Here is a 14648-nt window from a genome sequence, read left to right on the forward strand (position 1 = left end):
TTTATCCACCGGGCTTGCTTGACCGCAAATTTGCGTGATCCCAGAGGGTTGCAGGCATCTCTGTAAATAGGCATCATGGCCCTACCGAAAGGTGCGTAAGCTGCGCGCTATTGCAGCTCAAGAACCCTCACAGCTCCGATCGGGGCTGTTCACGTAAGCATAAGTCCATCTGACCTATGCTACCCCCCAGAATCAACCATCCACGCATGAGCGTTGATGTTTGTCCGTGCCTGGCACGGGTCGTTAGCTGCGACTCTAATCAGCTTAAAAACCTACCCATGCGGGGAAACCCGTATGGGATTTCTCCGCTCTGAAATTGGAGATGAGAATATGAGCAATACCAACGAAGTCGTTAATCTGACCAAGTTCAAAACTACCCGTGAGCTCGAAGCCTTTGGAGTTCGTGATCTTACGAGTTGGAAGGAGTTTCAGGAGATTCGTAATCTCCTTTTCTTTCCGGTGTTGCCGACCAAGGAAAGTGTTGCTAAGCGCGTTGAGCGTCTTGGCGAGATTGCCCTTGCTGAAGCAACGAAGTCAGGCGCAACTACAGTTCTGGTTAGTTGCCCGCCATGGATGATGCACTCGCTGTGTGCTGAGTTGGTTTATCTCGGACTTACACCAGTCGTAAGCTTCACCAAAAAAACCAGTGAAGACAGCTTGTCTGTAATCGATCTGGTAGTTGCTGCGTAAAACCTGCACAAAATAAACCGCCCACTGGGGGAGTCTTCCCCTATGGGGATTCTCCTTTTCTTGGGCAACTGCTTTCGAGAACGGAGAATTTAATATGCAATTCAATGCACAAGTTGAGATGAAAGAGTTCGGCTTCAATACCAACGCGAAAGCGCCTGGTTTTGCAGAAGGACATCAGTGGATGCATCACGTCGCGCCAAAGAAGAAGTATTTCTTTCGCGAGATGCTGGTCAAGCCGTTCATGAGCTGGCTCTACGCTCCGTTTGGGGATAGCTGCATGCTCCTCGGCCCCACTGGTTCGGGTAAGTCTTCGCTCGTAGAGCAAGTCACTGCCCATCTTAATTGGCCCTGCATCACCGTTTCGGCACATAGCCGGATGGAAATGCCGGAGCTTACTGGTTACAACCTGCCTGTCACTGATCCGGTGAGCGGCGACCTGAACACGAAATTTGTGGATGGGCCGCTGACCCAAGCAATGCGTAATGGGTTTGTGTTCGTGCTCGATGAGTACGACACGCTTGATCCGGCAGTAACTGTAGGTCTGCACGCTGTCATGGAGGGGAGACCCTTGGTGATTGCGGAAAACAATGGTGAGGTTGTGAAGCCTCATGCCAACTTCCGGTTTGTCGCTTGCGGCAATACGGCGGGACAGGGTGATGCATCGGGAGTACATGCTGGAACCATGCAGCAGAACCTGGCATCGCTGGATCGCTTCCGAGTGTTTGAGGTTCCGTACCTTGAGGCTGATAACGAAGTAGCAACTTTGATATCCGCTTTGCCAATGCTTCCGGAAGAGATGGCAAAAAACATGGTGAAGGTTGCCAACTCCATTCGTAATCAACATCAAGGGTTAGGTGGTAATTACCTAAGCGTCACGATGTCCACTCGGACATTGCTTCGTTGGGGACGTATCTCTTGTGGATACACTCACCAGGGCGCAGCTAATCCTCTTCAACTTTCACTGGACGAATCGCTGCTCAATCGCTGCGATTTAGTTCAGAAGACAGCAATTCGTAAGATCGCCCAAAGTGTCTTTGGTGGCGATTGGAAAGTTGCCGTGTAAAAACCCTAAGGGGGAATCTCCCCCCACGGGCGCGATTCCCCCTTTTTCATGCATGTGAGAAAGGAGAATCGTGAAATGTCCATTCAACAGAATGAGATCAAAATCCTAGACCAACTGTTGTTGGTCGATCTTTCTGGTATCCACCTGTGGACTGCTCGGAAAAAGCTTAAACCTGAAATGTTGGAGGGGAAGATTCCTCCCGCAATTTTGGCTTCGCTCGGATCGATGCGTGTAATCGACCCGGAGAAGCTGAAACCGTTTGAGAAGATCAAGCGTCAGGCTACAAAGGTGGTGGAAGAGTGTGGTGTGCGGTTCCTGGGTGGTTATGCAGTTTCTCAGGACAAGATCCAAGAGGTTGTTGACCGACTGGAAGCACTCAAATCGCAATTCTACGACTTGAAAAATAACTTTCTCCCCAACTACGAACGCTGGATCACTGAGTGGATCGACAAGGGCTGGGAGAAGCAAGAATGGCGTGATGCTATCCGCACCTCGGTGACACCGAAGGCGCAGGTAGATGCAGGGATGCATTTTGGGTACGCGGCATGCCGTGTTTCCCCTGATGGCGACAAGCACCTCTCTAACACGCTGGGTACGCAGGTCCGTGGTTTGTCAGATCAGCTGTACGCTGAGACGGCAGATACGGCCGAGCGCTTGCTTGAAACAGGCTTGGCTACTCGTGGCCATGTCACACAAACGACGCTGAACACTGTTCGGAAAATCAACGCCAAGCTTCGCGGCCTGATGTTCCTGTCCAGTGAGGTCAAAGCCCTAACCGAACACATTGAGGAAGTCCTTGCGGCTCTCCCCAAGTCCGGGGTGGTTAATGGCTCTCAGTACAACAGCGTTGTAGCCCTTGTGTCGGCCCTCTCTGATGAGGACTCGATCAAGCGGCTGATCAAAAACCTGAACATTGCCAACGGTCATGAAGATGCATCGATGGCCTTCGTTCCAGCATTGCCTTCAGTCGAAACAGAGGCCCAGGCCAGTGTTGAAACAGAGGCTCCAGCAGTTGAGGTCGAGGCTACGGCCGAGACAGTCGCTGCTGTTGCTGTACCTGCTGCTGAAGTACCCGCGGATGCCGTAACGATGGTCGAGGAAGAGCTGAGCGCAAGCGTGGCTACTTCGAGTTGTCACGACAGCATCAACGAAGTACCAGCAACACCCGAGGTTGTTGAACCAGCTGAATCCGTTCCAGTGGAGCAGTCTGAAGAACCCCTCGTAATCAATCCGTCCGAACCCGATATGCCCTTCGGCACCTTCTGGTTCTGACATCACAAACAAACCCCGCGTGGGAGTAACCCTCCTCGCGGGGTTACTCCTTTTCGCGGTGGCGAGAAAGGAGATAAACGATGAGCAATCAATCCCTGGTCGGCACTCTGCCGATCTACGCACAGCACCTTGCCGAGCTAACTGGCGTCAAAGTGCATGTTGAGGGTATCCAGGCTAAGACAGATGGAAAAAACGTATTTGTCCCCTTCACCGAGGACGATCTGCCGCTGTCCTTCGGGTACATCGCACATGAATGCTCCCATGTCCGCAACACAGACATGGGCTGCTTTCGCGACTCAAGCCCGACACCCTTCCGCAAGAATCTTCTGAATATTCTTGAGGACATCCGCATTGAACGATTGAGCATGGATCAGTACCCAGGTACTGAGTCGGACATACGCTACCTGAACCGCAAGGTTCTGCTTGAGCCGTTCCGGCCTGAGCAGGTGGATGACTGCCCGGCGCTTCATGTGATTCACAACGGAATTCTCTACGGCGGTTACTGGCTACTTCAGGAACCGCAGCTTGAGGTTCCAGCAAAAGCCTACCTGGCCCGTATGGAGACGCTTCTTGGGGCTGACCTTACGGATCAGATCCTGACCCTGGTAAAGAACACCCTGACGTGCGCGAGCACAACAGATGTTCTCGCTCTGGTGGACGCGATTATCGACCTGCTGCCTTCGCAAGAGGATGAGCAGGAAGATGCGCAACCGCAGCCCGAGCAAGGCTCGGAGGGTGCTCCACAGGACTCGCAAGAGTCGGGTGGAGGCGACCAGGAGCAGGAGCAGAAGCAAGACGGTAGTGCGGGTCCAGGGGATGATGGCAAAGAGGAGGGGCAACCCGAATCCAAGCAGGAAACATCTGACGGAGGCCAGTCCGGCTCCGAGCCGCAAGACCAATCCCAACCAAGCGGCGGCAGCAATGCCGGCGACGATGGGCAAGAAATCTCGCAGTCCAGCAATGGCAGCGGCAAACCTTCCCCAGAAGCCAGCAACCTGCGCGAGCAGGCCAAGGATGCAACCGAAGCCGACCTGAAAGGGTTGATCTCGGAAGTTGGCGACAAGGCGGGTGAGTTGCTAGGCCGTAAGGCAGTGCGCGACGGTAATCCGCGCCGACCGTTCTCCCTGGATGGGAGGGGTAGGAACCGATCCGACCAAGCGAGCGTCCGCCGTGTGCAATTGGGCATCGAGCAATCCGCCGGTCTGCGACAGTGCCTTAATGGGCTGTTACAGGCGCAGGTTGACTGCCGTGTTCGGCTGAAGCGGCAGGGCAAGCGGATCGACACTGGCCGTATCGCCATGATGAAAGGCGGCGAAACGCGGGTGTTTAGAAGTAAGTCTCGAGCAGAGCGTCAGTCAGCATCTATCCAGATTCTTCTCGACAAGTCGGGGAGCATGAAAAATGCGATGGATCAGGCCGAAGCCGCAGTCTATGCGGTTCTAAGCGCGCTGGAGGGACTTCCGCTGGTGACAACTGGCGCGATGTCGTTTCCCAACAAGACGAACGATGGTGTTGAGCGCTGCGCACTGATCAAGAGCCCGAAAGAGCGATTGATCAGGGCGGTGAGCGAAGGTGGCTTTGGTGCGATGTCGGAGGGCGGTACGCCTCTTGCGCAAGCACTGTGGCCGGCTGCCGTTGAAGTTCTTCGTGCGAAGGGCGAGAAGAAGATTCTTTTCGTCATTACGGATGGTGGACCGAACGCAGGCACTACTCATGCAGCGAAAGAGTTTATTCAGCGGTGTGAGATCAGCGGCATCGAAGTGATTGGGCTTGGTTTCGGAGATGCTAACGAGCAAATCCTGAAGCTGCTGTTCAACCATTACTGTGCTGTCGGGGAGGTTGCGAATCTCAAGAACTCGCTCTTTGGGCTTGTTCGCGAAGCATTAGCCGCCTGATAAATAACCATTCAACCCACTAGGGGCTTTCCCTAGTGGGAGGCCTCTGTCGGTTTGATGAGGTCTGAAATGGAAAATACTGCGACTGCATTGCCCCTACTAGATTTGTTCGGGGAGCAAGTAATTATTCAGCGCCGCTCATTTGAGCGGAGACCACGGAGAAAGGTGAGCCCTGCGCAAATCTTTCAACTTGGATTTCTCGACATCTTAGAGATGTCTGACGCTGAGTTAGAGGCCCTGCGGACACGAGACGAAATCACAGATGATTACGTTGAGTGGATGCGCGAGTACCTGCTGAAAATCACGCTGAGGCAGATCATTCACCCTCAGGTCAGTGAGCAGAATTGGCGCGAAGCAATGGATTGGGTGCTTTCGGACGAAATTCATCCGTTCAGCTTCCGAGTCTGCTGCGAAGCAATGATGTGTGACTTCGAAGATGTTCGCGCTACTACATTGAAAATCGCAGCCAAAGAACTGTTTAAGTAAATAGAAGCCCGATAGGGGGAAAGCCCCCTACGGGCTTTCTCCCTTTCTACGTTTCGTGGAAATGGAGAATCAGATGAATGCATATAGGGATGCCCAGGTCGGCGAAGCCAGGACGTTCGTTACTCGCAACGATCAGTGGGTCAAGTTAGTTGAAAGGCTGCTGAAGCGCGCAGCTGGAGTTCTCGTCGAGAAAGTTTGCCGCAAGGCTATGGCGGAAAATGAGCTCCTGGTTGTGAAGCATGCGGTTGAGCGTAACGAACTGTACAACGTGTTCAGTCTTGTTCGTCCAGCTGCTGACCAGATGCGACGTGTAGATAGCACGAACATTTACTGGGACTGGATTGACGCCTTTGGCAGCTATTCGGACGCGGTTGGCTCTCGCTGGCCATACATGAGCCAAGAGCGTAGAGCTTACGCTCTGATTCGCGCTGAAGAGCTGGCCAACGCAATCTGCAAATAACCCTACCGGGGGAACCCCGGCGGGGTTTCTCCATGCCAATGGAGATGAAAAATGCACCGGTTTGTTGAAGAAAAGATGGCGAAAGTCGCGCCTGTTCCATGCGACTTCATCCTTGGCGATACCGTCACAGTCACAAATGGGTACGCGGTCGAGATCCAGGGTAAGAAAATCTTGGGATTCGTCCGCGAGATCGATCCTGAGTTTCGACCTGAAGCTTTCATTTACCTGGACTGGGACTGCTATTGGTTCCCGGTATCAGCAGATAAATTGAAGCTCGAAGGCCGAGACTTAACGATCTAATCAAACCACCCAAAGGGGGAGAAATCCCCCTCGGGGCTTCTCCCTGCACGCATGTATGGAGAAGTTGATGAACGCGATCCTCGAAGCTGCTCGTTTGCAAGGTCAGGCCTCGATAAACCGCAAAGCCTGGGTAACCAAAGGGAGCACAAAGGTTCACCTATGGGAGCTGTCATCAGGGGGAGTCATCCTCCTGAAGCACTCGCAGGGCGAAGGTTTTTACCAGCCGATAAAGCTGGAGGAACCAATGGAGATGGTTGTTGACCGCTTCCGGAATAAACGCGGCCACAGGGTGTTCTCACCTAGTGGGCTATGAGTGTGAAAGGGTGGCCTTCGGGTCACCCTTTTTTTGTTTCAGCGTCTTGTTAAAGGGCGTCGGTTTGGTATCATCGCCGGCATAGAGCGGGCTTCAGGTCGAGCTCTCAAGAACCCTTCCAGCACAGAGACCTCTGTGCTTAGAACTTAGCGCCATGCATGAGCATGTCCGCCAAGGCCTGAAACGTGTATGCGTTCAGGCAGTGTTCTCATCATGTCTGTGATGAGTCACAAAAAAGCAGAGCCACGCTTTCAAACCGGCTTAAAAATAGCACTCAAATAATCGGCGTCCAGGCAACTGGATATCGGTCTTTTTGCGTGCATAAAAACCCGCAGCGGGGAGATTACTTCCCGCCAGGGTGGCTCTCCGTCTGCATCCTTTGCTAACGGAGAACACCATGAAAACTCTTATCGTCCTTACCGCTCTTGTTGTTGGTGGCATTCAACTTGGCTTAAAGGCTTTCGATTCCGGCGTTGCAACTGCTCAGCAGTCTCACACCGCAGAAATGATCAAGGCGCGTCATTCGCTTTGATTCAATAAGGCTCTTGGCAAACTACTTTCAGTTCACTGGAGGTCATTGCTCCATAAGAGGTCTTTCCGATGTTTCATGTAAACGCAATTGACGCTGTTCGCAGCGCAGCATCGTTGGCAGAAGAATCGAAATGTGCCTATGCGATTTATTCGCAGGCAAATGGCTTTATTGTTGTTCTACTGACTCAGCCGAACGGCTTGGAGTTGGAAATAATTAAACCCTGACGGGGAATCCCGTTGGGGCTCCTCGTCTTTTTGAGGAGTAAAAAAGATGTACAAAAAAATTCTATTCGACTGGATTAAGGCTTCACTTATGGGCGTTGGCTGTAGCTTGTTGGCAGCCGCTTTCGTCTCCATCGTTACACCAGGAACGCATCCGCTTGTCGTATCGTTCTGTCTGGTGCTTGGCGTGGTAATGATGATCGCCGATTTGGTGGTATCCTTGATTACAGCGATGAGCAATCCGAAAGGAGAATGAAATGGACTCGATGCAGATGCTTGTTTACGCAATCGTAGGCGTGGTCAGCGTTTTGGCCCTAACCGGCGTGATCGGTTATGTGGTTGCTGATCGTCTCGACAAGAAGCACGGCACCAACATCAAGGCCCACTGAGCCATCTCTTAGGGGTTTGCCCAGTGAACGGATTCAAGTCTAGCTTCGGCTAGGCCGCTGCGTGGTCACCCTCCGTGGGTGATCCACCAGAGCCCTTCCGTGTGAAGGGCTCTGGGGATCACCCACACCAGGAGAGTTGAACATGACCGCAGCAAACGCACTATTCTGCCAAGAACTCAAAGAACTCATGGTTGAGTCTGGTCGGGTGTTCAAGGTCCCCGAGCAGATCGCCAGAACTGTTTCATCCTCTGATCCGGATACCCGGTTCGTCAAATCATGGGCGGTGATTCATCGCTTGATCCCGAGTGATGGCCAGGTCTTAGTAGTGCCTCAGGCATGATCAAAAACACAGCGAGCCCCGGCCGGTGTCACCACCAGCCGGGGCTTTGCTTTTTCAGGCGGTTTTATTGCCTGAAACCGCGCCATCGTGTGTGCCCCTTGCCATAGCATCGAAGCATCCCTATTTCTGGACATGCGATCGATGCGACAACCACTCAAAACCACGCTCATGCGCCTGGTCAACGCGACCGTCATAGGCCTATATCTCAACAGCATGACCTTCACTGCTTGGGCCGACGCGGTGACCGCAGGTTCGGCTGCTGGCCAGTCGGTTGGCCAGCAGGCACTTCAGGTGTTTGACGGTGGGAATGCCTCCGTAACTCTCCAGGACCTTTTTCCTGACGCCGGCGATACAGTCTCGCTAGAGAAGGTCTACGGCGACGATTCGAAGACGATTGATCTCGGGTTACAGGCCAATACCCGCCTGAAATCGGAATCTTCATCTGAGGGTGAGGCATACAGAACGCTTATCGACAGCGGAAATCGCATGTCTGTAGATCTGTCAAAAGACCCTATGCTCAACCAGGCCGATAAGGTCCGCTCGCCCGACTTCATGGATGGGTTTAAGCAAAACTTCGCAGATTGCAAATCCACCGATGTATTCGAGAACGTTACTAAAAACGCTCACGTTGCCAACTACAAAACGTGCGAGCGTGTGGTGGATCAAGGCGGTAATGTTGAGTTTCGTCATGACTACAAGGTGGGGGTAATCGAGTACGTTTCCGGGCAGCCTAACTTTCAGTCCTGTGGCCGCGGCTGTTTGTATGTCTGGGTTGGCACGGTCGGCGACAACTATTGGAACGGGAACTGCAAAATCTACGAGGAATACACCCGGTTCCGCGTAATAGCCAAGGACGCCATCATCTCAGCCACGATTGACAGGGCTGTGTTCGATGACTATTTCCAAATCCTGTTCAATGACCAGATGCTTTGGACGCACACACCTGGTGTTTTTCCTCCAGAGACACCTGGAGCGTGTGAGCGCGGAACAAGCTGGAACGTAGCTCCAAACACGGTGATCACTGACAAGTTTGGCAGTAATGACGATGTTATCACCTTCAAAACCCGTACCTCGGTCACCGGTGGTGGTGAAGGTTACGCCCGCATCAAAATCATCTATGACCCGGCAAAGGCATTCGTCGATAACGGTTGGGGGCCGGAAGAACGCCTGCCTATGTTCGACATGATCGAGGATGGATTCTGCACCAACGCCCAAATGTCGTGCACGTCTATGCCGGCAGTCGATGCTAGTGGCTGTACAGAAACCAATGGAGTTCGTCTCTGTCGCTCAGACATGCCGCCATCCCCGCATTCGAGTATCGATCCGCTTTGCCTGAAGGCGCAGGTAAGCGCCGAGTGCTCCTACTACAAGGGAAATATGGATTGCTACACGGACGCCAAGGGCGTTCAGCGGTGCCCTTCAAATGATGGCGGCAACCTGAACACTTGCACCCAGTACGAGCAAAATCCCAGCTGCGGTTTTATCTCCCAAGGCTGTATTAATGGCGCAAAAGGGGAAACTGGATCTTGCTACGCCTTCGAGGAGGTCTGGGACTGCGGTTATGACACCAGTTACGAAACCATCGTGAACACAGGGGCGCAGATTGAGTGTCCTGGTGGGGCGCGCTGCATGGGTAGCGAGTGCTTCGATACGTCGAACACGAAGAGCGGCGATTTTGCCTACGCCGTGGCCATGCTTCAGGTCGCTCAGTTTGCTGAGCACGACTTGGACTGCGGTGGTGATGGTACCGATATCAATCAGGCCAATGACTGCAAAGTGTTCAAGGGCGAGGCTATGGAGTGCAAAAAAGCACTCGGAGGCTACGTCGATTGCTGTGAAGCGCCAGAAAGCGTATCCATCTTCGACTATGTGAACCTGACGATGAACACGCTCAAGATGACCAGCTCGCTGGAAGCGCTGAACAGAACGGGTAGCCTGTTTGCGCCCGGATACTGGGCTGCGGGAAGTAACGCTGTGATGGCTGCTGGTACTTCGGTCGTGAAGGGGCAGTGGGGGTCCATCGTGGATGCTGCGACAGGTGCATTCGAGAAGACGCTCAGCGGCACCCTTGAGCAGACAGCCTTGAGCAAGTTGCAAACCTGGCTCATGCAACAGGCATATGACGCCATGGTGGATATGGGAGCGACCGCGGCAGCAGATGCTGTGTTTGCAACGGGGGCCGATGGCGCAGTAACTGGTCTTGGTGCAAACGCTGCGATGGTGGTCAATATCATCGGCTGGGTTTATATGGTCTACGTGATCGTAGATCTGCTGATCAATATCATTTGGGAATGCGAAGAGAAAGAATTCGAGCTGGGGGCGAAAAAGGAAACCCGACAATGCCATTTTGTTGGCAGCTACTGCGCTTCCGAAGTGCTTGGCTCTTGCGTTGAAAAGCGCGAGTCGTATTGCTGCTTTGGCTCAGTTGTAGCGAGGATCATTCAGGAGTCGGCTCGTGAACAGCTAGGGTTGGGATGGGGAGAGGTGAAAACCCCGACTTGCGAGGGGATTACACCGGATCAGCTGGGCAAAATGGACTGGGCGCGTGTGGATCTGTCCGAGTGGATTGGCATGTTGAATCTCGCAGGCCGGCTACCCACTGCTTCGACTGTTTCTCTTGAAGATGTAACGGGAAGCGGTAGCGGCTTGGGACAGTTTTCTGAAGGAACCAAACGCCTGAACACGCTGGATCGCAACCTGGAGCGATTGGAGGGTTTCGACGTCGACGCGGTGAAGAAACAGTATGAACTCGATATGAAGTGATCAAGCAATAAAAAAGCCCCGCAGTGCGGGGCTTTTTTTATTGCTGACTTATTTGCCGACGAAGTATTTGGCCTCGCCCCGGTTGAAAATTGCCGCGGGAATTGAGTTCTTCCGGAGCTTCTGGCCTGGATGGTAGATGTAGACCCAATCCGGTAGGTAGCGTGATGCGAGCAGCATGGCTTCAGATGCCGTCATGTCGTTTTTTGAGGCATCGAGGATGAATTGATTGTCCCGAATAAAGATAGGCCCGTATGCAGTGGCCGACTTCACAAAGTCAGGTGCTGGGGCGGCATTGTCAGTGAACGGGATAGGACGTTCAGCGTAGCTATCAGCCAACGAAGCATAGGCACGGGAATGGCCATCTGGGTACTTACCAACATGCATTGGTAGCTTCGACATCCCTTTTCCAAACGCCTTCTTGCGTGCTTCCTCTACCTTCTTGAGGGCGAGTGCAGATGCCTCTTCAGGGGAGGACGCCTCATCAGCCGGCACCCAAGCCACGACCTGAGTTGCGTGCGCAGGGGCACTTGACCCGCCAAGCATCATAAGGCCGAGGCTTACGCTTGCAGCAGCTCCACCATTAAAGCCGCTTGGCGGTGCCGCGAGACTGACGCCGGCAATCGCAGCATCAGCGCCTGTTGTCCCGCTGGTGCGGCCTGGTGCTGAATTGGCGAATGTCTCAGCCATTTCACGCGGCACGTCGCGCTGGCCAGAAATCTTCATGGCAGTCAAAACATGCATCGCATCGGACCATTTTTCTTTCGGTACAGTCTGCGGATCAGGCAGCTGCACGGAGGGGGCCTTGGGCGAAGAAGAGCACCCAACCAAAAGGGCAACAGCTGCGGCGAGAAGCCCGGTGCGGATCGTGATACTGCGGTTCTTCATGGTGAAACTCCTTTTTTCCGATAGCCATAGGTTACCGTCTTCGGCGGTGATCCCAAGCGAAGTCGAACGACTTACTATGTGATCAGGGTGTTTTTTCGATCTGCATGCGCTGGTAGATCTCTTCGCGGTAGATCTTCACCTCTTTCGGCGCTTCAAACGCCAATCTGACTGTACCGTTTGCAGCCTTTGTGACGATCACCTGTATGTCGTTGCCGAGACGAATCGACTCCCCTACCTTGCGCTCAATGTGCAGCATTACCGCCTCCTCAGGCTTCAGCCGTGTTCTGACTGGCCTCATACTTCTCCAGGATCTTCAGCAGCGACTCCGCCGCCTTTGAGTCAAGCCGCAACTCATGCTGGGCATCGCCCCCGGACTTGAGTTGATCACGCAGGCTTCCTGTAAGGCCGCTCAGTGCGCTGAACGCACTCATTGCCTCCTTAGGTGTCACCTTGAACTTGCCCAGGGCCTTATTGGCGTCCGAGCCCGTTGCGCGGGTACGGCCGGAGGCCTTAGCCCCCTCGATCATCCCCAGCAGCTTTGGATACGGGTCTTGCCCAGTTCCTCGCAGCTCCACCAGAACATCGATGACGGGAGACGCTTTAATTGCCCCCTCGCGAACGAGTTGTTTGACGTTCTCCTCTGCGTTGGCGAGAAGCAGCAGTCGCTCAACATGAGTGATGCTTTTGTTCATGCGATCGGCGATCTGGGCTGGACTCCAGTTTTGCCCGGCCAGGCGCTTGTAGCCTTCTCCACGTTCCAGCGGCAGCAGCTCCTTGCCTTCGCTGGTCTTGATCATCATCACAACAGCGTCGGACTGATTTCCTTTGAACTCGTTGACCATCAGGCCTGGAAGATTTGCACCGCGCCCATCTGCGATGCGCGCGCCAGTAAGGCGATGGTGACCTTCTCGGATCACGAGGCGAGGGTTGCCGTCGATGATCTTCAGTTCTGCTACGACTGGAGGCACATACAGGCCCTGCTCATAAGACTTGGCGAAGCCTTCGGCGTGGTCAGGGTCGATGGGCCTCAGATTGAAGCCTTCTTCAATTGCAAACCAGTCAAGCGGTGCAATGTAGATGTTGTTGCGAATCATCTGTTCGTCGCGTGGAACACCAGTTTTCTTCAGGTGTTCGTCCAACTGGCGAAACGATGCAATGCGTGGTAGATCGGTCATGGTGTATCTCCCTGATACGTTCGTTGAGGTCGTGCTCAGTTCATCACTGCTCTGGAATATCCCAAGCACAAGAAAAACCCCGCCGGGGCGGGGTTGGAGTTATCGACTCACGGGTGGTGAATTCGGGAAACGACCAAGCCTCTCCTCAAATACGAGCCGGGTATGACCACAATCCCAGAGGGAGAACATAAGTCCTGTACTCATGTCCGCGGCCATAAAATCCTCTCCGTTTGGAATGAGGCTGTATCCGTTGGCTGAGATGAGATCGAAAACCTCATCCCAGGTACTGGCCCCGCGAAGCGCCTGGAAAAGGCCGGCTCTACCTTCAAGCTGCTGGGTCATAGCCACGCGAGCGCTATAAAGCGAACGACAGCCGCCGGAATCTAGCTGGTCGGCCCATTCACCAAGCCTATTGAGCACCGATCTCATTGACCGCGCCCTCAGCAGGGGTATCTAGCTTGTCTTGGTTGGGAGCCTCGTCGCGCATTTTGACCAACTGCTGCATGGTCTGGAGTAGCACCTGTGTGCTTTGCGCACCCTTCACCAGCAGTTTGTTGCCTGTGAGGTTGTCGACTACAACCGTTGCTGGCGTGCCGGTGACGCCCATGTTCGTGCCTTTCTTCACCTGACTCTCGATCAGGGCTTGGTATTTACCGCTTTCCATACACTGGCGATAGGCATCAAGGGGAGCACCGACCTCCTGAGCAAGACGCTCTACATCTTCGACACCTTGGCCATTGAGTTGAGTGCGTGCAAACCATTCGCCAGTAAACGCCCAGAAGGCTTTGTTGCCGGCGACCTCTCCCACGCACTCAGATGCGTGAGCTGCCACTTCGGCGACAGGGTTGTGGAATGCTAGGGGGTAGTGCTGCCATTCCCAGTTAATACGTCCTTCGGACTTGTCAGCCATCTGCTTTGGGGTGTCATGGAAGCGCTTGCAATACGGGCATTCCAGGTCGCTGAACTCGACCAGGGTAAATTGTGCATCCATGCTGCCGTAGATATGCCGCCCTTCAATGCTGGTGTCAGCTGCACCGCTCCAATTCGAGAGGATTTTCGCTTTCGCTGCGTTGATCTTCGCGATCTCGCGATCCTTGAGAGTTTTGTCGACGGCTCCTGGCAGCTGCTCAACGAGGGCTTTATTCACTGCCATGTCGGTGTAGCTCTGACCCATGTAGACAGAGGCGCCCACAGCAACGGCAGAGGTCAAGATGGAAACACCAATGGCTGTGGCAAGGGTGGGATTGAATTTAGGCATGGCTGATCACTTATAGGAGGGGGGAAGAGACGGTTTCAGGTGAAGAGGGACATCCTTCGGGGTGCCTTCGACGAGAATCACCCACTCCTCGTAGCTCAAACGCTGAGCCCCTTTGCAGAGCTTGTTCCGAACGGCGATATAGTCGTCGACCGTACCGGCCGCGTTGGCCAAGGTGACGATGCGCTCGCTTGCCGCGGGTTGGCCGATAGCGAACGCCTGCGCCACATTTGTAGAATCAGCACAGTTATCCTGGAACATGGCCGAGGGGACCGCAACGCTATCGTTCGTTGGAGGACGTGCTTGCAGCTCTGGATGCAGCTTGCCGGCAGGTGTCTCGAGAACATCGAGGCTGCCAAGAACATGTTGATAGGTTGGCTTTCGCAACGCTGCACCGCCTCGGCCCGTATGTCCCCAGCTGGTGTGGTATTCACGCATGTCGGGCTCGTAGCTTGCGACCTCGAATGGTGTGCCTGGGTTAGGGGGTTCTGGCTTGTTGGCACAACCCGCTGTGATCGCCAAGCCAATGGCCAGGCTTAGCGGCAGGAGAGATTTAAGGTGGTGCATGGTTGATCCTCTGAGGCTGGTAAGGATCATTTTCCTCCGTAC

General features: G+C 54.0%; 18 protein-coding genes. 13 read left to right on the plus strand and 5 right to left on the minus strand.

Features of this window, described 5'->3' with window-relative positions; translation table 11 throughout:
- Nucleotides 1-330: 330 nt before the first annotated feature.
- The 13 genes from QOM08_RS28895 to traN all read left to right on the plus strand — a co-directional run bounded on the left by QOM08_RS28895 (nucleotide 331) and on the right by traN (nucleotide 10724).
- Nucleotides 331-690 carry a hypothetical protein gene (locus tag QOM08_RS28895; protein WP_169859609.1) on the plus strand — a complete coding sequence of 120 codons (360 nt, stop codon included), beginning with the start codon at nucleotides 331-333 and terminating at the stop codon, nucleotides 688-690.
- Nucleotides 691-784: 94 nt separating this feature from the next.
- Nucleotides 785-1753 carry an AAA family ATPase gene (locus tag QOM08_RS28900; RefSeq protein ID WP_128655775.1) on the plus strand — a complete coding sequence of 323 codons (969 nt, stop codon included), beginning with the start codon at nucleotides 785-787 and terminating at the stop codon, nucleotides 1751-1753.
- Between the two features lie 75 nt (nucleotides 1754-1828).
- A complete protein-coding gene (locus tag QOM08_RS28905; RefSeq protein ID WP_316913304.1) occupies nucleotides 1829-3025 on the plus strand; it encodes a DUF3150 domain-containing protein in 1197 nt (398 codons plus the stop codon).
- 80 nt (nucleotides 3026-3105) lie between these two features.
- Entirely contained in the window at nucleotides 3106-4920 is a 1815-nt protein-coding gene (locus QOM08_RS28910; RefSeq protein WP_316913305.1) for a VWA domain-containing protein, read from the plus strand.
- Between the two features lie 69 nt (nucleotides 4921-4989).
- Nucleotides 4990-5406: a hypothetical protein gene (locus QOM08_RS28915; RefSeq protein WP_316913306.1), complete on the plus strand. Its 417-nt coding sequence runs from the start codon at nucleotides 4990-4992 to the stop codon at nucleotides 5404-5406.
- Nucleotides 5407-5479: 73 nt separating this feature from the next.
- Nucleotides 5480-5866: a hypothetical protein gene (locus QOM08_RS28920; protein ID WP_316913307.1), complete on the plus strand. Its 387-nt coding sequence runs from the start codon at nucleotides 5480-5482 to the stop codon at nucleotides 5864-5866.
- Nucleotides 5867-5917: 51 nt separating this feature from the next.
- Nucleotides 5918-6166, plus strand: coding sequence for a hypothetical protein (locus QOM08_RS28925; protein ID WP_316913308.1), 249 nt, complete (start codon nucleotides 5918-5920; stop codon nucleotides 6164-6166).
- A gap of 67 nt (nucleotides 6167-6233) precedes the next feature.
- Nucleotides 6234-6479 (plus strand): hypothetical protein, encoded by a 246-nt coding sequence (locus QOM08_RS28930; protein WP_083182153.1) that lies wholly within the window; start codon nucleotides 6234-6236, stop codon nucleotides 6477-6479.
- 397 nt (nucleotides 6480-6876) lie between these two features.
- Nucleotides 6877-7011, plus strand: a complete 135-nt coding sequence (locus QOM08_RS28935) for a hypothetical protein (protein ID WP_256203872.1) — start codon at nucleotides 6877-6879, stop codon at nucleotides 7009-7011.
- Between the two features lie 270 nt (nucleotides 7012-7281).
- Entirely contained in the window at nucleotides 7282-7488 is a 207-nt protein-coding gene (locus QOM08_RS28940; RefSeq protein ID WP_011077965.1) for a hypothetical protein, read from the plus strand.
- Between the two features lies 1 nt (nucleotide 7489).
- Nucleotides 7490-7621, plus strand: coding sequence for a hypothetical protein (locus tag QOM08_RS28945; protein WP_011077966.1), 132 nt, complete (start codon nucleotides 7490-7492; stop codon nucleotides 7619-7621).
- 142 nt (nucleotides 7622-7763) lie between these two features.
- The gene (locus tag QOM08_RS28950; RefSeq protein WP_011077967.1) at nucleotides 7764-7961 is read left to right on the plus strand and encodes a hypothetical protein; all 198 of its coding nucleotides are present in this window, start codon (nucleotides 7764-7766) and stop codon (nucleotides 7959-7961) included.
- A gap of 141 nt (nucleotides 7962-8102) precedes the next feature.
- Nucleotides 8103-10724: a conjugal transfer mating pair stabilization protein TraN gene (traN, locus tag QOM08_RS28955; RefSeq protein WP_316913309.1), complete on the plus strand. Its 2622-nt coding sequence runs from the start codon at nucleotides 8103-8105 to the stop codon at nucleotides 10722-10724.
- 48 nt (nucleotides 10725-10772) lie between these two features.
- Here the strand turns inward: traN and QOM08_RS28960 are convergent, their stop codons facing one another.
- The 5 genes from QOM08_RS28960 to QOM08_RS28980 all read right to left on the minus strand — a co-directional run bounded on the left by QOM08_RS28960 (nucleotide 10773) and on the right by QOM08_RS28980 (nucleotide 14606).
- On the minus strand, nucleotides 10773-11609 hold the full coding sequence (locus QOM08_RS28960; RefSeq protein WP_316913310.1) for a hypothetical protein: 837 nt from the start codon (nucleotides 11607-11609) through the stop codon (nucleotides 10773-10775).
- An 82-nt stretch (nucleotides 11610-11691) separates the two neighbouring features.
- The gene (locus QOM08_RS28965; protein ID WP_083182156.1) at nucleotides 11692-11865 is read right to left on the minus strand and encodes a carbon storage regulator; all 174 of its coding nucleotides are present in this window, start codon (nucleotides 11863-11865) and stop codon (nucleotides 11692-11694) included.
- A 10-nt stretch (nucleotides 11866-11875) separates the two neighbouring features.
- The gene (locus tag QOM08_RS28970; RefSeq protein ID WP_083182157.1) at nucleotides 11876-12784 is read right to left on the minus strand and encodes a ParB/RepB/Spo0J family partition protein; all 909 of its coding nucleotides are present in this window, start codon (nucleotides 12782-12784) and stop codon (nucleotides 11876-11878) included.
- A gap of 409 nt (nucleotides 12785-13193) precedes the next feature.
- Nucleotides 13194-14042, minus strand: coding sequence for a DsbA family protein (locus QOM08_RS28975; RefSeq protein WP_316913311.1), 849 nt, complete (start codon nucleotides 14040-14042; stop codon nucleotides 13194-13196).
- Between the two features lie 6 nt (nucleotides 14043-14048).
- The gene (locus QOM08_RS28980) at nucleotides 14049-14606 is read right to left on the minus strand and encodes a hypothetical protein (RefSeq protein ID WP_016971278.1); all 558 of its coding nucleotides are present in this window, start codon (nucleotides 14604-14606) and stop codon (nucleotides 14049-14051) included.
- Nucleotides 14607-14648: the final 42 nt, after the last annotated feature.

This window comes from Pseudomonas sp. P105 (assembly GCF_032614175.1).
GTDB lineage: Bacteria > Pseudomonadota > Gammaproteobacteria > Pseudomonadales > Pseudomonadaceae > Aquipseudomonas > Aquipseudomonas rhizophila.

What these genes read in the sequence shown, in the direction of transcription:
- QOM08_RS28895 (WP_169859609.1), top strand. Translation starts at nt 331, where the DNA reads ATGAGCAATACCAACGAAGTCGTTAATCTGACCAAGTTCAAAACTACC.
- QOM08_RS28900 (WP_128655775.1), top strand. Translation starts at nt 785, where the DNA reads ATGCAATTCAATGCACAAGTTGAGATGAAAGAGTTCGGCTTCAATACC.
- QOM08_RS28905 (WP_316913304.1), top strand. Translation starts at nt 1,829, where the DNA reads ATGTCCATTCAACAGAATGAGATCAAAATCCTAGACCAACTGTTGTTG.
- QOM08_RS28910 (WP_316913305.1), top strand. Translation starts at nt 3,106, where the DNA reads ATGAGCAATCAATCCCTGGTCGGCACTCTGCCGATCTACGCACAGCAC.
- QOM08_RS28915 (WP_316913306.1), top strand. Translation starts at nt 4,990, where the DNA reads ATGGAAAATACTGCGACTGCATTGCCCCTACTAGATTTGTTCGGGGAG.
- QOM08_RS28920 (WP_316913307.1), top strand. Translation starts at nt 5,480, where the DNA reads ATGAATGCATATAGGGATGCCCAGGTCGGCGAAGCCAGGACGTTCGTT.
- QOM08_RS28925 (WP_316913308.1), top strand. Translation starts at nt 5,918, where the DNA reads ATGCACCGGTTTGTTGAAGAAAAGATGGCGAAAGTCGCGCCTGTTCCA.
- QOM08_RS28930 (WP_083182153.1), top strand. Translation starts at nt 6,234, where the DNA reads ATGAACGCGATCCTCGAAGCTGCTCGTTTGCAAGGTCAGGCCTCGATA.
- QOM08_RS28935 (WP_256203872.1), top strand. Translation starts at nt 6,877, where the DNA reads ATGAAAACTCTTATCGTCCTTACCGCTCTTGTTGTTGGTGGCATTCAA.
- QOM08_RS28940 (WP_011077965.1), top strand. Translation starts at nt 7,282, where the DNA reads ATGTACAAAAAAATTCTATTCGACTGGATTAAGGCTTCACTTATGGGC.
- QOM08_RS28945 (WP_011077966.1), top strand. Translation starts at nt 7,490, where the DNA reads ATGGACTCGATGCAGATGCTTGTTTACGCAATCGTAGGCGTGGTCAGC.
- QOM08_RS28950 (WP_011077967.1), top strand. Translation starts at nt 7,764, where the DNA reads ATGACCGCAGCAAACGCACTATTCTGCCAAGAACTCAAAGAACTCATG.
- traN (WP_316913309.1), top strand. Translation starts at nt 8,103, where the DNA reads ATGCGACAACCACTCAAAACCACGCTCATGCGCCTGGTCAACGCGACC.
- QOM08_RS28960 (WP_316913310.1), bottom strand. Translation starts at nt 11,609, where the DNA reads ATGAAGAACCGCAGTATCACGATCCGCACCGGGCTTCTCGCCGCAGCT.
- QOM08_RS28965 (WP_083182156.1), bottom strand. Translation starts at nt 11,865, where the DNA reads ATGCTGCACATTGAGCGCAAGGTAGGGGAGTCGATTCGTCTCGGCAAC.
- QOM08_RS28970 (WP_083182157.1), bottom strand. Translation starts at nt 12,784, where the DNA reads ATGACCGATCTACCACGCATTGCATCGTTTCGCCAGTTGGACGAACAC.
- QOM08_RS28975 (WP_316913311.1), bottom strand. Translation starts at nt 14,042, where the DNA reads ATGCCTAAATTCAATCCCACCCTTGCCACAGCCATTGGTGTTTCCATC.
- QOM08_RS28980 (WP_016971278.1), bottom strand. Translation starts at nt 14,606, where the DNA reads ATGCACCACCTTAAATCTCTCCTGCCGCTAAGCCTGGCCATTGGCTTG.